Raw genomic sequence first — 15143 nt, 5'->3', positions numbered from 1 at the left:
CGAACGGGCCACCCTGGCCAGTTTCGCCAAGGCGGGCCGGGGTCAGGCCAAGGCGCTTGAGTTCAGCGGTGGTCACTTGATAGCGGGTGTCGAGCGCGCGGGCGACCAGCGCGGCCTGGGCCAGTTGAGCGGTTTCGACGCGGGCGAGGGTTCCGGCCTGGCCGACGCCGCCAGTGGCAGCCTGCACGGCGGCGGGATCGATGCGGTTACCGGCCAACGCCGCCTCGATCAGCGCCTGGCGCTGTTCGATCTTGCGGGCGCGGGCCTCGGCAGCATCGCCCAGCGACGCGGCGGTCAGGGTCGGCGAGGAGAGGAGGCGGGCGGCGGAATAGCCTGAGAAGGCGACCAGCGCGAAGATGAGGGCGAGAAACAGCGCCTGGACCGGAGCAGACAGGCGCAGCCGCCGAAGCGTCGCGCCATCATGGACGAACAGATCGCGGTCGCACAGGAGCAGGCCTGGAAACGGTCTTGTCGCGGTCAACGCTGCGGCCATGGACGTTCAAGCTCCTCTGTCCGGCGGCACACCCGAAGGTGCCGCCGAAGAAATCCCGTTCCGAAGGAGCTCCCCAGCCCCGCTGTCGCTGCACGACTTTGCCTATCGCGCGGTGACCGGCACTTCAGACCGTGCCGGGTTAATCTTTTCAACCATAAGTTCCGCATCGCGGGACGAGCCGTCACGAGCCTGCGGTGAACCGAGCAATCACTTGCGCCTGGTCAGTTTTTTCGGCCGCAATCGATTGAGCGAATCTGTCTCGCTTGCGCTGCGTTGCAACATCGTTATGTGCGGCGACGGGCCACGCCGTCCCAACGCGGCGCGCGCTCTCTGTGAGGAGAGACTGACATGACTGTACCTGCCACGCGTCCCGCGCGTCCGTATTTTTCGTCCGGGCCCTGTGCCAAGCCGCCTGGTTGGACCCCTGCCAAACTCGCTATCGAATCGCTCGGCCGGTCGCACCGCTCGAAGATCGGCAAGGCGCGCCTGCAATATTGCACCGACCTGATGCGCCAACTGCTGCGCCTCCCCGACACGCACCGCATCGGCATCGTGCCTGGGTCGGATACCGGCGCTTTCGAAATGGCGATGTGGACGATGCTGGGCGCGCGCCCGGTGACGACCCTGGCGTGGGAGAGTTTCGGCGAGGGCTGGGTGACCGATGCGGTCAAGCAGCTCAGGATCGACCCGGCGGTGATCCGCGCCGATTATGGCCAGCTGCCTGACCTGTCGCAGATCGACTGGACAAGCGACGTGTTGTTCACCTGGAACGGGACGACGTCGGGCGTGCGCGTGCCGGACGCCGATTGGATCGCGGCCGATCGGGCGGGGCTGAGCTTCGCCGACGCGACCAGTGCGGTATTCGCGTACGAGATCGACTGGACCAAGATCGATGTCGCGACCTTCAGCTGGCAGAAGGTGCTCGGCGGCGAAGGCGCGCACGGCGTGCTGATCCTCGGCCCGCGCGCGGTCGAGCGGCTGGAGTCTTATACCCCGGCGTGGCCGCTCCCGAAGGTCTTCCGCCTCACCGCGAAGGGCAAGCTGATCGAGGGCGTGTTCAAGGGCGAGACGATTAACACGCCGTCGATGCTGGCGGTCGAGGATGCGATTGTCGCGCTGGAATGGGCGAAGTCGATCGGTGGCGCCGACGGGCTGATCGCACGCAGCAATGCCAATGCGGCGGCGCTCGATGAAATCGTCACGGCGCGACCGTGGCTCGGCCATCTCGCGGCCGATCCGGCGAGTCGGTCGAAAACCTCCGTGTGCCTGACAGTCGAAGGCGCGGACGCAGACTTCATCAAGCGGTTCGCCGCTTTGCTGGAGAAGGAAGGCGTTGCCTACGACATCGCGGGGTATCGCGATGCCCCGCCGGGGCTGCGCATCTGGTGCGGGGCGACGGTGGATACGGCCGATATCGAGGCGCTCGGGCCGTGGCTCGACTGGGCTTGGAAACAGCTTCAAACCGCTTGATCGTCATGCTCGCGAAAGCGGGAACCCAGCTTTTTCAATATTTTGCCGTGTGGCGGGACTGGGTTCCCGCTTTCGCGGGAATGACGAAGGATAATATGAATGACCCAAGTCAAAGTCCTTATTTCCGACAGCATGGACCCGCGCGCCGCCGCGATCTTCCGCGAGCGCGGCATCCACGTCGATGAAATTACCGGGAAGACGCCCGACGAACTCACCGCGATCATCGGTGACTATGATGGCCTCGCGATCCGCTCGGCGACCAAAGTCACGACGAAGATCCTCGATGCCGCGACGAAGCTCAAGGTTGTCGGTCGCGCCGGGATCGGAGTCGACAATGTCGACATTCCCGCCGCCACCGCGCACGGCGTGGTTGTGATGAACACGCCTTTCGGCAATTCGATCACCACCGCCGAACATGCCATCGCGCTGATGTTCGCGCTCGCCCGCCAGCTGCCCGAGGCCGACGCCTCGACCCAGGCCGGCAAGTGGGAGAAGAACCGCTTCATGGGGGTCGAGGTGACGGGCAAGACGCTCGGCCTGATCGGGGCGGGCAATATCGGCTCGATCGTCGCCAGTCGCGCGCTTGGCCTCAAAATGAAAGTCGTCGCGTTCGACCCGTTCCTGACGCCCGAGCGGGCGGTCGAAATGGGGGTCGAGAAGGTCGAGCTGGAGCAATTGCTCGCCCGTGCGGACTTCATCACGCTGCACACGCCGCTTACTGACCAGACCCGCAACATCCTCAGCCGCGAGAACCTTGCAAAGACCAAGAAGGGCGTGCGGATCATCAATTGCGCGCGCGGCGGGCTGATCGACGAAGCGGCGCTCAAGGATGCGCTCGACAGCGGCCAGGTCGGCGGCGCGGCGCTCGACGTGTTCGAAAGCGAACCGGCCAAGGATTCGCCCTTGTTCAACACACCCAACTTCATCTCGACCCCGCACCTCGGCGCGTCGACCAGCGAGGCGCAGGTCAATGTCGCGATCCAGGTCGCCGAGCAGATGAGCGATTATCTGCTGCTGGGCGGGGTGACGAATGCGATCAACATGCCGAGCCTGTCGGCCGAGGAAGCGCCGCGGCTTCGCCCGTACATGGCGCTGGCGGAGAAGCTCGGCAGTCTTGTCGGGCAACTGGCGCACGGGTCGATCGGCTGCCTGTCGATCGAGACCGAAGGGGCCGCTGCCGCGCTCAACAACAAGCCGATCACCGGGGCGGTGCTGGCCGGGTTCATGCGGGTCCATTCGGACAGCGTGAACATGGTCAACGCGCCGGTGCTGGCGAAGGAGCGCGGGCTGGACGTGCGCGAGGTGCGCCACGACCGCGAGGGCGATTACCACACGCTGCTGCGCGTCGCCGCCAAGACCCAAGCGGGCGAGCGGGCTGTCGCTGGCACCCTGTTCGGCAATGCCACGCCGCGGCTGGTCGAGTTGTTCGGAATCAAGATCGAGGCCGATCTGGTCGGCGACATGCTCTACATCGTCAACGAGGACCGGCCCGGGTTCATCGGCCGGCTCGGGACAACGCTGGGCGAGGCCGGAATCAACATCGGCACCTTCCATCTCGGTCGGCTCGGACGCGGCGATGAAGCGGTGCTGCTGCTGTCGCTCGACGAGGCGGTCGGACCGGAAGTAGTACGCAAGGTCGAGGCGCTGCCCGGCGTGAAGATGGTCCGGCCGCTGAAGTTCTGATTAGCGAAGAGCGTTTAGGAAACGGTCGACTTCGCCGGTGGCGAAGTCGCCGTCGGTACCGAGTTGGTGGTTGAGCTTGGCGTGGCTGCTGTCGGGGACCGGCACGACGCTGACCCGGCTGCCGGCCGGCGTCAGAACGGCGGCCAGCTCGCCCGATTGCGCGACCGAATCGGCCCGCGTCGCGACCGGCAGGATCAGCCAGTTGGCGGCATTGGGAGCGGCGGCCTGTAATGTCGGTGAGAGCGATCTCTGTCGTGCCGGGTCGGACCCGAAGGCGGCGTCGTACATTGGCTGCACCAGATTCCCCGTCGCCTTGATCTGCGCCGGCACGTCGTAGGCCGCGCCGTCGAGCAGGACAACGCCGTTGATCGCCCTCATCGGGACGCCTGCTGCCGCCAGATAATGCGGATCGGTGCCGACCAGCGCCGCCAGATGCGCACCCGCGCTATGCCCCATCAGGACGATCCGGTCGGGGTCGAGATCCTGCTCGGCGGCGTGGGCGCGCAGCCAAGCGATCGCGCTGGCGATGTCGGCCGCCTGCTGCTCGACCGTCGCCTGGGGGACGAGGCGGTAGTTGGCCGAGGCGAAGGCCCAGCCAATGTTGGTAAAATGGACCGGCTTGGCGCCCTCGGCCTGGCGCTTGTCGCCGATCAACCAGCCGCCGCCGTGGAGGAACAGCAGGATTGGCGCACGGGCCGTGTTCGCGGGCTTGAGCAGGTCGAGCTTCTGCAGCGGGTCGGTGCCATAGGACAGTTCGACCAGCCCGGGGATTTCCGGCGCGCGGGCGGCGGCGCGATCGCTGATCGCCTGGCGGCAGTCGTCGTTCAGCTTGGGCAGGGCCGTCATCAGGCACTGACGAAATCCGCCCTCCGCGCCGCGGCACAGATCGACGATCTGCTTACGGCACTCAGCCGGTAGCGCCGCCCGCTGCGCCACCGCCACTCCGCCGACGATTGTCGCGCTCGCCGCCAGCAGCGCCGCGCCGATCAAGCTCCTGGAAGTCGCCATGTTCCGTCTCCGCCGCATTGCCTCGAGAACAAAATGACGACGCCGGCTGAACCGGCGATGAAAGGATTGTGGCGTTGGAACGACCTTGAGACGGTTAGCGGTCAGTTGACTCTGATGCCGTTCGGGAGCCTGTTCATCACTTCTGCAATCGAGGAGTCGCGTCATGAACGCTCGTTCCGTCGGATTTGCCTCGCTTTCCACTGTCGCCATGTCGTTTGCGCTGGTCGGCGCGACGCCTGCCGCGGCGGCCGTGACCGTCTACACCGCTGCGCTGAGCGGCGGGGCCGAGGCGCCGCCCAATGCGTCGCCGGGGACCGGGTCGGCGATCGTCACTTATGACGACGTACTGCATACGCTGCGGGTGCAGGTGACTTTCTCCGGGCTGCTCGGGACTACGACCGCATCGCATATCCATGCGGCCACGCCGACGCCGTTCACCGGCACGGCGGGGGTGGCGACGGAGACCCCGACCTTCGGCGGATTCCCGCTCGGCGTTTCGTCGGGCAGCTATGACAATCTGTTCAACCTGACCCTGCTGGCATCGTTCAACGCTCCGTTCGTCACCGCTAATGGCGGGACTGCGGCCGGCGCGGAGGCGGCGCTTGCAGCGGCAATGAATGGCGGGCGTTCCTATCTCAACATCCACACGACCCGGTTTCCCGGGGGCGAAATTCGCGGCTTTCTGGCGCCGGTGCCAGAGCCGGCGACGTGGATGATGATGCTCGCCGGGTTCGGCGCGGCAGGGGTGGCGCTTCGGCGGCGGCGGCGGGTGGCGCTCGCCTGAACCGGCATGGCGCGGCTATTTCAGCCGGCCGGCCTTGACGATCCTGATCACCGGGCTGAGCATCTGGCCTTTCATGACCCCTGCGCCTTTGGTTGCGGAAACCGGGGCGTGGAGGATCTTTTCGACCACATCCATTCCTTCGACGACATGGCCGAAGGCGGCATAGCCGTCGGCGTCGCCGCCTTCACCGCCAGCGTCGAACGAAGGAGTGTCGCTGGCTAGGACGAAGAAGTCGCTGCGCGCGCTACCCGGGTTGAGGCGAGCCATGGCGAGCGTGCCCTTGACGTTGTGGATCCCGGTTTTCGACGTCGGCTCGTGTGCAACCGGCGGGTAGAGCAAGCGGATGTCGGATCGCACCCCGGCCTGGACCAGCCCGCCCCCGTGGTCGTAGCGCATGGCGCGATAGAAGCTCTGGCCGTCATAGCGGTGCGTATCGACGTAGCGGAGGAAGTTGGCGACCGTCAGCGGTGCGTGGGCGCGATCGAGCGCGACGATGATGCGGCCCGCGCTAGTGTCGATCGCGACCTTGACAAGGTCTTCCTGCGGCACGGTGGCGGGCGATGATGCGCGCATCAGGGTTCGAGCGGGGAGCGGGGCGGCGAGGAGGGCAGCCAATAGGGCGAGTCGCTGAATCATTTCAGCAGGCTAGCCCTGCCAGCGCCAAGTGCAATGGTGGTCGGGCAGGTCTTTCCACGACGGGCGTGAGGTTCTATGGGGCGCGCGTGAACAGCTTTCCCTTGCCGACTCCCGCCGCCGCCGAGGCGATTTCAGACGCTGCCATGCCCGCCGATTGGCGCGACCTGTTCGCGCTGACCAAACCGCGCGTGATGACGTTGGTGGTGTACACCGGCCTGTGTGGGCTGATCGCGGCGCCGGTGCGCCTGCCGCTGGTGCTGGCGTTCACCGCCGTGCTGTGCATCGCGCTGGGCGCGGGCGCGGCGGGCGCGCTCAATCAATGGTATGAAGCCGAACTCGACGGCAAGATGAAGCGCACCGCGCGGCGTCCGCTCCCTGCCGGCCGCCTCGATCGCCAGACGGCGCTGCACTTCGGGGTGGGTCTGAGTGTCTTCTCCGTCCTGCTGATGGGGTTGGCAACGAACCTGCTGGCGGCCGGCATTCTGGCGGTGTCGATTCTGTTCTATGTGTTCGTCTACACCATGTGGCTGAAGCCGCGGACGGTCCAGAATATCGTCATCGGCGGAGCGGCTGGGGCGTTTCCGCCCTTGCTCGGCTGGGCTGCGGCGACGGGCGATGTGACGCTGTTGCCGGCGTTGCTGTTCGCGATGATCTTCCTGTGGACGCCGCCGCATTTCTGGGCGCTGTCGCTGTTCGTGAAGATGGATTATGCCGCCGCCGGGGTGCCGATGCTACCGGTGGTGCGCGGGTTGGCGGTGACGCGGCGGCTGGTCGCGCTCTACACCCTGCCGATGGTCATCGTGGCGATCGCGCCGTGGCCGCTGGGGCTGACCGGCGCTATCTATGGCGTGACGTCGGTCGTGCTCAACGTGATCTTCGGCGTGCTGGCGCTCAGGGTGTGGCGCAACACGACCAGCGACGCGGCGGCGATGAAGCCTGAGCGGCAGCTATTCAAATATTCGATTCTTTACCTGTTCATCTTGTTCGGGGCGCTGGTCGCCGACCGACTATTGCTAATGGGAGCCGGCGCATGATTCCGCCCGAGGAACTTATCCGCAAGCGCCAGCGCGAGCGTTCGCTGCTGACCGCGCTGCTGCTCGGCGGGTTCGTGGTGTTGGTGTTCGCCATTTCGGTCGCCAAGATCAGGTTGAACTGGTGAGCGGCGCGACGGCCTCGCTCGACCGGCGCAACCGCCGGGTCGCGCTCTACGCGGCGATCTTTGTCGCGGCGATGGTCGGGCTCGCGTTCGCGTCAGTGCCGCTATACCGCATTTTCTGCGAGGCGACCGGGTTCGATGGCACGACCGGTCGCGCGGCCAAGGCACCGGGCGCCGTGGCGGGGAGCGTCGGCGTGCGGTTCGATGCCAATATCGACCCAAAGCTGGCGTGGAAGTTCGGGCCTGAGCAGGGACGGGTCGTGGTGCGACCGGGGGCGAAGACGCAAATCTTCTATGAGGCGACCAACCTGACGGCGCGGACGACCACCGGTCAGGCGGTGTTCAACGTGACGCCGGCGCAGGTCGGCAAATATTTCACGAAGATTGCCTGTTTCTGTTTCAGCGAACAGACCTTGAAAGCGGGCGAGCATGTCCGCATGCCGGTGACCTTCTTCGTCGATCCCAAGCTGCGTACCGATCCCGATACGCGCGATATCGACGAAATTACGCTGAGTTACACATTTTACCCGGTGGAAACCGCCGCGTCAGCCAGCTAGAGGCGGACGAAGGAACAAGGGAAACGCTGCATGTCCGGCACGAAGAACCACGAATATCACATTTTGGCGCCCGATCCGTGGCCGATCATCGGCGCCTTCTCGGCGCTGGCACTGACCGGTGGTGGGGTGATGTGGCTGCACAACAACCCCTATGGCAAGTTCGTCTGCCTGGCCGGGTTCGCGATGGTCCTCGTGACCTTTTACAGCTGGTGGCGCAACACAATCAACGAGGCGCACGCCGGCGACCATACGCCGGTGGTGTCGCTCCATCTGCGCTATGGCATGATCCTGTTCATCGCGTCGGAAGTGATGTTCTTCGTCGCCTGGTTCTGGGCGTTCTTCGACGCGTCGCTATTCCCGAGCGCGGTCGACGCGGTTGGGGCGACGTGGCCGCCAAAGGGCATCCATGTCCTTAACCCGTTCGCCTTCCCGCTGGTCAACACGTTGATTCTGCTGTGTTCGGGAACGACGGTGACGTGGGCGCACCACGCGCTGATCCATAATGACCGCAAGGGGCTGAAGCTCGGCCTGCTGTGCACCATTCTGCTCGGCCTGGTCTTTACCAGCATCCAGGCGTGGGAATATGCCCACGCGCCGTTCGCATTCAAGAATTCGATTTATGGCTCGACCTTCTTCATGGCCACCGGATTCCACGGTTTCCACGTGATCGTCGGTACGATCTTCCTGATCGTCTGCCTGGTCCGGGCCAACAACGGCGACTTTACGCCCAAGCAGCATTTCGGGTTCGAGGCGGCGGCCTGGTACTGGCATTTCGTCGATGTCGTGTGGCTGTTCCTGTTTGTCTCCATCTACATCTGGGGCGGCTGGGGCGCGCCGATCCACGGCTGAGGTGACGGGCACCGCGCCCGTGACCCCGCCATCGAGAGCGGCGGCGATGTTTCAGGGATTGTGCCCGCGGTGCGGGCAGCGGACGCTGTTCGCCGGGGCGGTGGCGTTCGCGCCCAAATGCAGCCGTTGCGGGCTAGACTTCGCAGCGTTCAATGTCGGCGACGGAGCGGCGGCGTTCCTGATCCTGATCGTCGGCGCGATCCTGACGATCGGCGCAATCTGGCTCGAGCTGGCCAAAAGTCCGCCCTATTGGGTCCATCTGGTGTGGGTGCCGGTCGGGATCGCGCTGACGCTCGGCGGCTTGCGGCTGGCCAAGGCGCTGCTCATCTATCAGGAATATCGCCAAGCCGCGGGCGAAGGGAAAATCGTCCGATGAGTGCGCTGTTGCCCCGCCCCCTGCCGCTGATCCCGACGATCATCGTTGCCGCCGCAGTCGCGACGATGATTGCGCTCGGCTTCTGGCAGTTGCGCCGGGCGCATGAGAAGGAAGCGCTGATCGCACGCTATGCCCAGGCCGCGACGTTGCCGCCGATCGCCTTTCCGACGGTGCCGATCGATAGCAAGAATTTGCCGCTCTATCGTTATGCGACGGGCAACTGCCTGGAGGTCGTCGGGCGGCGCACGGTCGCAGGCGAGAGCAAGGGCGGCGAGCCCGGCTTCGCCCACGTCGCTAACTGTCGCACCGGCGCCGAAGGTCCGGGGATGGCGGTAGTCATCGGCTGGTCCAAGGACCCGAACGCCGGAGGCGACTGGAAGGGTGGGCTGGTCAGTGGCGTGATAGCGCCCGACAAGGTCAGCCGGATGCGGCTGGTGATCGATGGCGCGGTGCCTGGGCTACAGCAGGCCGCGCCGCCGAGTATTGATACGATTCCTAACAATCACCGCAGCTATGCAGTGCAGTGGTGGCTGTTCGCGGCGATCGCGGCGATCATCTATCTGCTCGCGCTGCGGCGGAGCGAAGCAGGGACGGCCAAGCCATGAGCGGGGCGCTTCACCGCCTGGCCAACGGAGTGACCGTCGCGGTCGACCCGATGCCGGGCGCGCAGTCGGCCGCGGTTGGCGTCTACACCAGTGTCGGATCGCGGTCGGAGCCGGCGGCGCTGGGGGGCCTTGCGCACCTTGTCGAGCATATGGTGTTCAAGGGCGCTGGCGGCCGCGATGCGCGGGCGATTGCCGAGGCGATCGAAGATGTTGGCGGATCGCTCAATGCTTGGACCGCGCGCGACCAGACGGTGTTTCACGCGCGGGTGTTGGGCGCAGACGTACCGTTGGCGCTGACGTTGATTGCCGACCTCGTCCGCGCGCCGACGCTGGACGAAGCAGAGCTGGAACGCGAGAAGCAGGTCATCCTGTCCGAGCTAGGCGAAGCGCTCGACCAACCCGACGACCTCATCCACGATCATCTGTTCACAGCCTGCTTCGGGCGCCAGGCGCTGGCGCGGCCGGTGCTGGGACGCGAGCCGACGATCCGCGCCGCCACCGCCGCCGATTGCCGGGCGTGGCTCGAGCGCGAGTATCGGCCCGAGCGGATCGTCGTCGCGGCGAGCGGGGCGGTCGATCCGGCGGCGGTGGTGGCGCTGGCCGAGCAGCTGTTCGGGGACATCGCGCCGGGCACGACGCCGGCGATCGCGCCGGCGAGCTTTGCCGGCGGCGTGCGCCATGACCGGCGGTCGTTCGAGCAGGCGCATTGGGCGTTCGCCATGCCCGGGGTCGCCTCGACCGATCCAACCGCGCCCGCGCTTGGCCTGTTCACCCAGGCGGTCGGCGGGGGCATGTCGTCGCGCCTGTTCCAGCAGCTGCGTGAGGAGCGCGGGCTGGCCTATTCGATCTACGCTTGGGGGCAGGGGTTCGCCGACACCGGCCTGTTCGCAGTCAATTGCGCGACCGACAAGGGCAAGGCGGGGGAGGCGATGGCGCTGGCCCGTGACGTGATTGCGCGCGCTGCCGACGATCTGAGTGAAGCCGAACTGGCCCGCGCCCGGGCGCAGATGGAGGCCGGGCTGCTGATGACGTTGGAAACGGTGCAGGGTCGAGCCGACCAGATGGCGCGGTCGATCGAGGTGTTCGGACGGATCATGACCCCGGCCGAGCTGGTCGCCGAACTGCGCGCGGTCGATGTCGCGGCGGCGCGAGCGGCGGGGCAGGCGCTTCACGAGGGACCGATCGCGATCGCCTCGATCGGCAGCAGGCTGGCGCTGGCGGCGTGAGCGGGCTGACGACGATCGTCGCCGAGCCGTGGGACGATTATGGCCTGCTCGATTGCGGGCAGGGCCGCAAATATGAACGCTATGGCGCGGTGCGGGTGGTGCGACCGGAACCGCAGGCAATGTGGGCACCGTCATCGAACGACTGGGACCCCGATGCGACCTTCGTGCCGGGGTCGGACGAGGACGGCGGCGGGCGCTGGATCGAACATCGCCCGGTGGCGCGCAGTTGGCCGCTCGCGCGCGGCGGCGTGCGGTTTCACGCCTCGCTGACTCCGTTCCGGCATTTGGGATTCTTCCCCGACATGGCACCGCAGTGGGACTGGATGCAGGCACGTGCTGCGGATGGGGAGGTCCTCAACCTGTTCGGTTACACCGGGGTCGGTACGCTGCTGCTGAGCGAAGCCGGCGCGAAGCTGGTCCATGTCGATGCGTCAAAGAAATCGGTCGAGGGCGGGCGTGCCAATGCCGCGCTGTCGGGGCTGGCCGAGCGGCCGATCCGCTGGATCGTCGACGATGCGAGCAAGTTTACGGCGCGCGAAGTGCGGCGCGGGCGGCGCTACGACGGCATCCTCCTTGACCCGCCCAAGTTCGGGCGCGGGCCGGAGGGGGAGATGTGGCGGCTGGAGGAGCATCTGCCGCTGCTGCTGGCCGATTGCGCGCGGCTGCTCGATGGCGACAGCCGCTTCCTGGTGCTGACGGTCTATGCGGTGCGGATGTCGGCGCTGGCGATCGGCGAGCTGTTGCGGCAGGTCACGGCGGCGCTGGGCGGGACGGTCGAGGTCGGCGAGATGGCGGTGCGCGAGGAAGCGCGCGGGCTGTTGCTGCCGACGGCGATCTTCGCGCGGTGGTTTAGGGACTAGGTCCGCGCGGCACGGATGGCTGCACCGGTGACGAACGGCGCGCCGGCGACGAGCAATAGTGAGACCGCCCCTTCCAGTGCCAGCGACGACGGCTCGCCGCCACTCGCCGCCGCGCCGAAGATCAGCAGGGGAACGGCCAGCGGCAGCAATAGCAGCCCGGCCAGCGCCCCGGCCCGCGCCAGCCCGGCAGTCAGCGCGGCGACGGCCACCGCCAGCGCCGCCAGCCCCGGGGTCCCGATGGCGAGCGAGACGAGCGCTCGGGCCAGTGCCGGACCGTCGAGCCCGAGCAGCAGCGAGCCGGGCAGGGCGGCGAGCAGCAGCAACGGCCCGAACGCCAGCCAGTGACCGGCGATCTTGGCGGCGGCGACGGTTTCCTCGGCCACGCCACGCAAGGCGAGCTGGTCGAGCACCCCGTCGGCGCGGTCAGGCTCGACCAGCCGCTCGATCGGGAGGAGCGCTGCGGTCAGCGCCGCGATCCACAGCGCGCCGCCGCCTATGCGGCCGAGCAGCGCGCCACTGGGCCCGACCGCGAACGGGATCAGCGCGGCGACGATCAGGAAAAAGGCGACCGGCAGCCATGCCGCGCCGGTCAGCGCGCGGCGCAGGTCGCGCAGGATCAGCGCGCCGATCATTGGCCGAGCGCCAGTTCGCGCCACGCGCCGCCGAGCGCGACATGGCTGGCGACGATAACTCCTCCACCGCTCGAGATGTGTTTCGAGAGTGCCGCCGCTAACCGGGAAATGCCATCGGCATCGAGTCCGTTGAGTGGCTCGTCGAGCAGCCACAGTTTCGCCCCGCTCGCCGCAACGCGCGCCAGCCGCGCGCGCCGCGCCTGGCCAGTCGAGAGTAACCTCACCGGGACGGGAGCAAGGTCGGTCAGGCCGAAGGCATCAAGCGCGGCGGCCAAGTCGCCGCCGTCGCGCTGCGCCCACCAGCCGAGCGCTTCGCCCAGCGTGCGTTCGCGGTCCAGCGCCAAAGCCTCGTCGGCCAGCGCGATTGTGGCCGGGCGCTCGATCCGTCCCGCTGCCGGCGCGAGCAGCCCGGCCGCGAGCCGCAGCAGGCTCGACTTACCGGTGCCGTTGGCTCCAGTGACATGCACCGCCTCGCCCGGGGCGATGGCGAGGTCGAGTGCCTCGAACAGCAATCGCCCGCCTCGCAGACAGGCGACGCCCTCGAACCCGATCAGGCTCATCGCGCCTGCTCCTCGAGCGCGTGCATGTCGGCATCGCTCAGGCCAAAATGATGGCCGATTTCGTGGATGACGATGTGATGAACCAGCGTTTCGAACGGCTCGCCGTCACTGACCCATTCGTCGAGGATGGCGCGGCGATAGAGGGTGACGCGGTCGGGCATGGCACCGGGCGCGGCGCTCTCCTTCTCGCCGATCGGCACGCCCTCATAGAGGCCGGTCAGGTCGAGCGGATGGCCAATGCGGAGCGCGGTCAACGTCTCTTCGTCGGCCTCTTCCTCGATCCGCAGCACAACCTCGCCGAGGTGGCGCGCGAAGGCCACCGGCAGCCGGGCGAGCGCGGCGCGCGCGATCGCCTCGATCTCGTCGGCCGACGGTGGATGAGAGAAGTGCCGCCCCATTGTTTCGCCATAGGGGCGGGCGACGGCGGCGGGCAACCTTGCCGATCCCTTACATGGCCTCTAAGGCCGCGCCATCCAGTGCGATTTGATTGATCGCCTGATTCACGCCTCGTGCTTCGCACGAGACGATCAGTCGATATGCGGAGCGGTGGCCGAGTGGTCGAAGGCGCTCGCCTGGAAAGTGAGTATACGCCAAAAGCGTATCGAGGGTTCGAATCCCTCCCGCTCCGCCACCATCAAAATGGCCAAGCTCACCGCAACGGGCGTCAAAGCGAATCTCTCCAAGCCCGGGCGCTACAGCGACGGCGACGGATTGCTCCTCGTGGTCGGTGCGGGCGGCAACGGCTCATGGATTGTCCGCGTCCAGAAGGATGGCAAGCGGCGGGACATTGGCGTGGGTGCGGCCAGCAAGGTGACGCTTGCCCTTGCCCGCCAGCGGGCGGCGGATGTTCGCTCGCAGGTCGAAGCCGGTCTCGATCCGGTCGCACAGCGACGCAAGGCGGCTGGCATCCCGACTTTCCGGGAAGCGGCCTCACAGGTCCACACCGAGCATAAGAAGACATGGCGCAACGGGAAGCATCAGGCCCAATGGCTACGAACGCTGGAGGTCTATGCCTTCCCCACGTTGGGCGATCGGCAGGTGAGCGACATCGACGGTCCCGCCGTGCGCGAAGTGCTGGCCGAGATATGGACCGAGAAGCCGGAGACCGCGCGCCGGGTCCGCCAGCGCATCGGCGCGGTGCTCGACTGGGCCTATTCCAAGGGCCACCGCGACAGCGAAGCGCCGATGCGGTCACTGAGCAAAGGTCTAGCCCGCCAGCCGAAGAAGGACGGCCACCATGCGGCAATGGCCTTTACCGATGTTCCCGCTTTCCTCACCCGCCTTCGCCAGCGCGAGTCGTTCGGGCGGCTGGAGCTGGAGGCGGCAATCCTCACCGCCGCCCGTTCCGGCGAGATACGCGGCGCGACATGGGGCGAGGTCGATCTGGAGAAGGGCCTATGGACCCTCCCCGCCAGCCGGATGAAAGCGGGGCGCGAGCATGTCGTTCCCTTGTCGCCAACTGCCAAGCGGGTGTTCCAGCGCGTCCATGACCTTCGCACCGAAGGGTCGCAATTCGTGTTCCCCGGCGTGAAGCGCGACAAGCCGATGAGCGACATGACGCTGATGAAGGTGCTTCGCGACATGGGCGAGGCGGTCACTGCCCACGGGTTCCGTTCCAGCTTCCGCGACTGGGTCTCGGAAGACACCCAATTTTCCGGCGACTTGGCCGAAGCCGCCCTTGCCCATGCCATCCCGAACAAGGTCGAAGCCGCCTACCGTCGCGGCAACCTTTTGGAGAAGCGGCGCGGGTTGATGGACGCTTGGGGAAGCTATTGCAACTTGGCGAGCGCCAAGGTCGTTCAGCTGGCAGTGCGCGTTGAGCAGTGAACCTTCGCGGCGCGGCGGCGCAAGGCCGGGTGCCGGCCGCCCGGCGATAGTTTCACTTCGCCAGCGACTCTTGATCGGCCGTGCCTGCGAGAAAGATTGGCAGCAGTGGGTAGAACTTTATGAGGGCTGGAGGCCCTATGGGCATCGGGAGCGGATACTCGATAAACACACGGAAAAGGCCAGCGACTTTTTCGGCAAGACCGTTAGCAAGCGGTTCGTGGAATCATGCTGGACGCGATATCGAAAGTTTGCGGCGACGGGTGACGAGCTGCCCCCCGTCTGTTTAGGCCGTAGACTCATAAGCGCGCAGCCACAGCCGCAATGAGGCGAGTTTGACCATGGCGAGGAAGTTGTCGGCGAGCTTGTCGTAGCGGGTGGCGATGCGGCGGAAGTGCTTGAGCTTGCTGAAGAAGCGCTCGAC

At 66.7% G+C, this 15143-nt stretch carries 17 protein-coding genes, 1 tRNA gene and 2 pseudogenes; 13 read left to right on the top strand and 7 right to left on the bottom strand.

Going from position 1 to position 15143, the window contains the following annotated elements:
- Positions 1–493, bottom strand: a pseudogene (locus RMN84_RS00100) (hypothetical protein); the annotation flags it as partial.
- Positions 494–841: 348 nt separating this feature from the next.
- Between RMN84_RS00100 and RMN84_RS00095 the strand changes: the two are divergent.
- Together RMN84_RS00095 and serA are read left to right on the top strand one after the other, a co-directional pair.
- Positions 842–1963 carry a phosphoserine transaminase gene (locus tag RMN84_RS00095; RefSeq protein ID WP_309610178.1) on the top strand — a complete coding sequence of 374 codons (1122 nt, stop codon included), beginning with the start codon at positions 842–844 and terminating at the stop codon, positions 1961–1963.
- A 99-nt stretch (positions 1964–2062) separates the two neighbouring features.
- Complete coding sequence (gene serA, locus RMN84_RS00090; protein WP_309610177.1) at positions 2063–3646, top strand: phosphoglycerate dehydrogenase; 1584 nt, start codon at positions 2063–2065, stop codon at positions 3644–3646.
- On the opposite strand, the gene RMN84_RS00085 is transcribed toward serA, so the two are convergent.
- Entirely contained in the window at positions 3647–4654 is a 1008-nt protein-coding gene (locus tag RMN84_RS00085) for an alpha/beta hydrolase (RefSeq protein ID WP_309610176.1), read from the bottom strand.
- Between the two features lie 163 nt (positions 4655–4817).
- On the opposite strand from RMN84_RS00085, the gene RMN84_RS00080 reads away from it, so the two are divergent.
- The gene (locus RMN84_RS00080) at positions 4818–5438 is read left to right on the top strand and encodes a CHRD domain-containing protein (RefSeq protein ID WP_309610175.1); all 621 of its coding nucleotides are present in this window, start codon (positions 4818–4820) and stop codon (positions 5436–5438) included.
- A gap of 15 nt (positions 5439–5453) precedes the next feature.
- Here the strand turns inward: RMN84_RS00080 and RMN84_RS00075 are convergent, their stop codons facing one another.
- On the bottom strand, positions 5454–6074 hold the full coding sequence (locus RMN84_RS00075) for a peptidylprolyl isomerase (protein WP_309610174.1): 621 nt from the start codon (positions 6072–6074) through the stop codon (positions 5454–5456).
- A 143-nt stretch (positions 6075–6217) separates the two neighbouring features.
- Here RMN84_RS00075 and RMN84_RS00070 point away from each other — a divergent pair, with 143 nt between their 5' ends.
- The 8 genes from RMN84_RS00070 to RMN84_RS00035 are packed head-to-tail and all read left to right on the top strand — an operon-like array spanning position 6218 to position 11703.
- Entirely contained in the window at positions 6218–7108 is an 891-nt protein-coding gene (locus tag RMN84_RS00070) for a heme o synthase (protein ID WP_405051404.1), read from the top strand.
- Positions 7105–7233, top strand: a complete 129-nt coding sequence (locus tag RMN84_RS00065) for a hypothetical protein (protein ID WP_309610172.1) — start codon at positions 7105–7107, stop codon at positions 7231–7233. The genes RMN84_RS00070 and RMN84_RS00065 overlap by 4 nt, the downstream gene beginning before the upstream one ends.
- Entirely contained in the window at positions 7230–7787 is a 558-nt protein-coding gene (locus tag RMN84_RS00060; protein WP_309610171.1) for a cytochrome c oxidase assembly protein, read from the top strand. The genes RMN84_RS00065 and RMN84_RS00060 overlap by 4 nt, the downstream gene beginning before the upstream one ends.
- Positions 7788–7817: 30 nt before the next feature.
- On the top strand, positions 7818–8636 hold the full coding sequence (locus RMN84_RS00055; RefSeq protein WP_309610170.1) for a cytochrome c oxidase subunit 3: 819 nt from the start codon (positions 7818–7820) through the stop codon (positions 8634–8636).
- A gap of 46 nt (positions 8637–8682) precedes the next feature.
- On the top strand, positions 8683–9012 hold the full coding sequence (locus RMN84_RS00050) for a DUF983 domain-containing protein (protein WP_309610169.1): 330 nt from the start codon (positions 8683–8685) through the stop codon (positions 9010–9012).
- Positions 9009–9617 (top strand): SURF1 family protein, encoded by a 609-nt coding sequence (locus RMN84_RS00045; protein ID WP_309610168.1) that lies wholly within the window; start codon positions 9009–9011, stop codon positions 9615–9617. Before RMN84_RS00050 ends, RMN84_RS00045 begins: the two co-directional genes overlap by 4 nt.
- Positions 9614–10843 (top strand): pitrilysin family protein, encoded by a 1230-nt coding sequence (locus tag RMN84_RS00040; RefSeq protein ID WP_309610167.1) that lies wholly within the window; start codon positions 9614–9616, stop codon positions 10841–10843. The genes RMN84_RS00045 and RMN84_RS00040 overlap by 4 nt, the downstream gene beginning before the upstream one ends.
- The gene (locus tag RMN84_RS00035) at positions 10840–11703 is read left to right on the top strand and encodes a class I SAM-dependent methyltransferase (RefSeq protein WP_309610166.1); all 864 of its coding nucleotides are present in this window, start codon (positions 10840–10842) and stop codon (positions 11701–11703) included. The genes RMN84_RS00040 and RMN84_RS00035 overlap by 4 nt, the downstream gene beginning before the upstream one ends.
- Here RMN84_RS00035 and RMN84_RS00030 read toward each other — a convergent pair.
- The 3 genes from RMN84_RS00030 to RMN84_RS00020 are packed head-to-tail and all read right to left on the bottom strand — an operon-like array spanning position 11700 to position 13293.
- Positions 11700–12335 (bottom strand): heme exporter protein CcmB, encoded by a 636-nt coding sequence (locus tag RMN84_RS00030; protein WP_309610165.1) that lies wholly within the window; start codon positions 12333–12335, stop codon positions 11700–11702. The two genes, RMN84_RS00035 and RMN84_RS00030, sit on opposite strands and share 4 nt — an antisense overlap.
- A complete protein-coding gene (gene ccmA, locus RMN84_RS00025) occupies positions 12332–12895 on the bottom strand; it encodes a heme ABC exporter ATP-binding protein CcmA (RefSeq protein ID WP_309610164.1) in 564 nt (187 codons plus the stop codon). Before ccmA ends, RMN84_RS00030 begins: the two co-directional genes overlap by 4 nt.
- Positions 12892–13293, bottom strand: coding sequence for a metallopeptidase family protein (locus tag RMN84_RS00020; protein ID WP_309610179.1), 402 nt, complete (start codon positions 13291–13293; stop codon positions 12892–12894). The genes ccmA and RMN84_RS00020 overlap by 4 nt, the downstream gene beginning before the upstream one ends.
- Positions 13294–13435: 142 nt before the next feature.
- Between RMN84_RS00020 and RMN84_RS00015 the strand changes: the two genes are divergently transcribed.
- Positions 13436–13526: transfer RNA gene (locus tag RMN84_RS00015), tRNA-Ser, on the top strand.
- Positions 13527–13534: 8 nt separating this feature from the next.
- Positions 13535–14722: a phage integrase central domain-containing protein gene (locus RMN84_RS00010; protein WP_309610163.1), complete on the top strand. Its 1188-nt coding sequence runs from the start codon at positions 13535–13537 to the stop codon at positions 14720–14722.
- 283 nt (positions 14723–15005) lie between these two features.
- Here RMN84_RS00010 and RMN84_RS00005 read toward each other — a convergent pair.
- A pseudogene (locus RMN84_RS00005) lies at positions 15006–15143 on the bottom strand (IS5/IS1182 family transposase); the annotation flags it as partial.

Source organism: Sphingomonas sp. (assembly GCF_031380695.1).
GTDB lineage: Bacteria > Pseudomonadota > Alphaproteobacteria > Sphingomonadales > Sphingomonadaceae > Sphingomicrobium.
The sequence above is the reverse complement of the archived record's forward strand: the minus strand, read 5'-3'. Positions and strand labels throughout refer to the sequence as shown.

Excerpts from the sequence above, each read along its gene's own strand:
- RMN84_RS00045 (WP_309610168.1), top strand. The coding sequence starts at position 9,009 with ATGAGTGCGCTGTTGCCCCGCCCCCTGCCGCTGATCCCGACGATCATC.
- RMN84_RS00095 (WP_309610178.1), top strand. The coding sequence starts at position 842 with ATGACTGTACCTGCCACGCGTCCCGCGCGTCCGTATTTTTCGTCCGGG.
- RMN84_RS00055 (WP_309610170.1), top strand. The coding sequence starts at position 7,818 with ATGTCCGGCACGAAGAACCACGAATATCACATTTTGGCGCCCGATCCG.
- RMN84_RS00040 (WP_309610167.1), top strand. The coding sequence starts at position 9,614 with ATGAGCGGGGCGCTTCACCGCCTGGCCAACGGAGTGACCGTCGCGGTC.
- RMN84_RS00075 (WP_309610174.1), bottom strand. The coding sequence starts at position 6,074 with ATGATTCAGCGACTCGCCCTATTGGCTGCCCTCCTCGCCGCCCCGCTC.
- ccmA (WP_309610164.1), bottom strand. The coding sequence starts at position 12,895 with ATGAGCCTGATCGGGTTCGAGGGCGTCGCCTGTCTGCGAGGCGGGCGA.
- RMN84_RS00050 (WP_309610169.1), top strand. The coding sequence starts at position 8,683 with ATGTTTCAGGGATTGTGCCCGCGGTGCGGGCAGCGGACGCTGTTCGCC.
- RMN84_RS00010 (WP_309610163.1), top strand. The coding sequence starts at position 13,535 with ATGGCCAAGCTCACCGCAACGGGCGTCAAAGCGAATCTCTCCAAGCCC.
- RMN84_RS00020 (WP_309610179.1), bottom strand. The coding sequence starts at position 13,293 with ATGGGGCGGCACTTCTCTCATCCACCGTCGGCCGACGAGATCGAGGCG.
- RMN84_RS00030 (WP_309610165.1), bottom strand. The coding sequence starts at position 12,335 with ATGATCGGCGCGCTGATCCTGCGCGACCTGCGCCGCGCGCTGACCGGC.
- serA (WP_309610177.1), top strand. The coding sequence starts at position 2,063 with ATGACCCAAGTCAAAGTCCTTATTTCCGACAGCATGGACCCGCGCGCC.
- RMN84_RS00070 (WP_405051404.1), top strand. The coding sequence starts at position 6,218 with ATGCCCGCCGATTGGCGCGACCTGTTCGCGCTGACCAAACCGCGCGTG.
- RMN84_RS00065 (WP_309610172.1), top strand. The coding sequence starts at position 7,105 with ATGATTCCGCCCGAGGAACTTATCCGCAAGCGCCAGCGCGAGCGTTCG.
- RMN84_RS00080 (WP_309610175.1), top strand. The coding sequence starts at position 4,818 with ATGAACGCTCGTTCCGTCGGATTTGCCTCGCTTTCCACTGTCGCCATG.
- RMN84_RS00085 (WP_309610176.1), bottom strand. The coding sequence starts at position 4,654 with ATGGCGACTTCCAGGAGCTTGATCGGCGCGGCGCTGCTGGCGGCGAGC.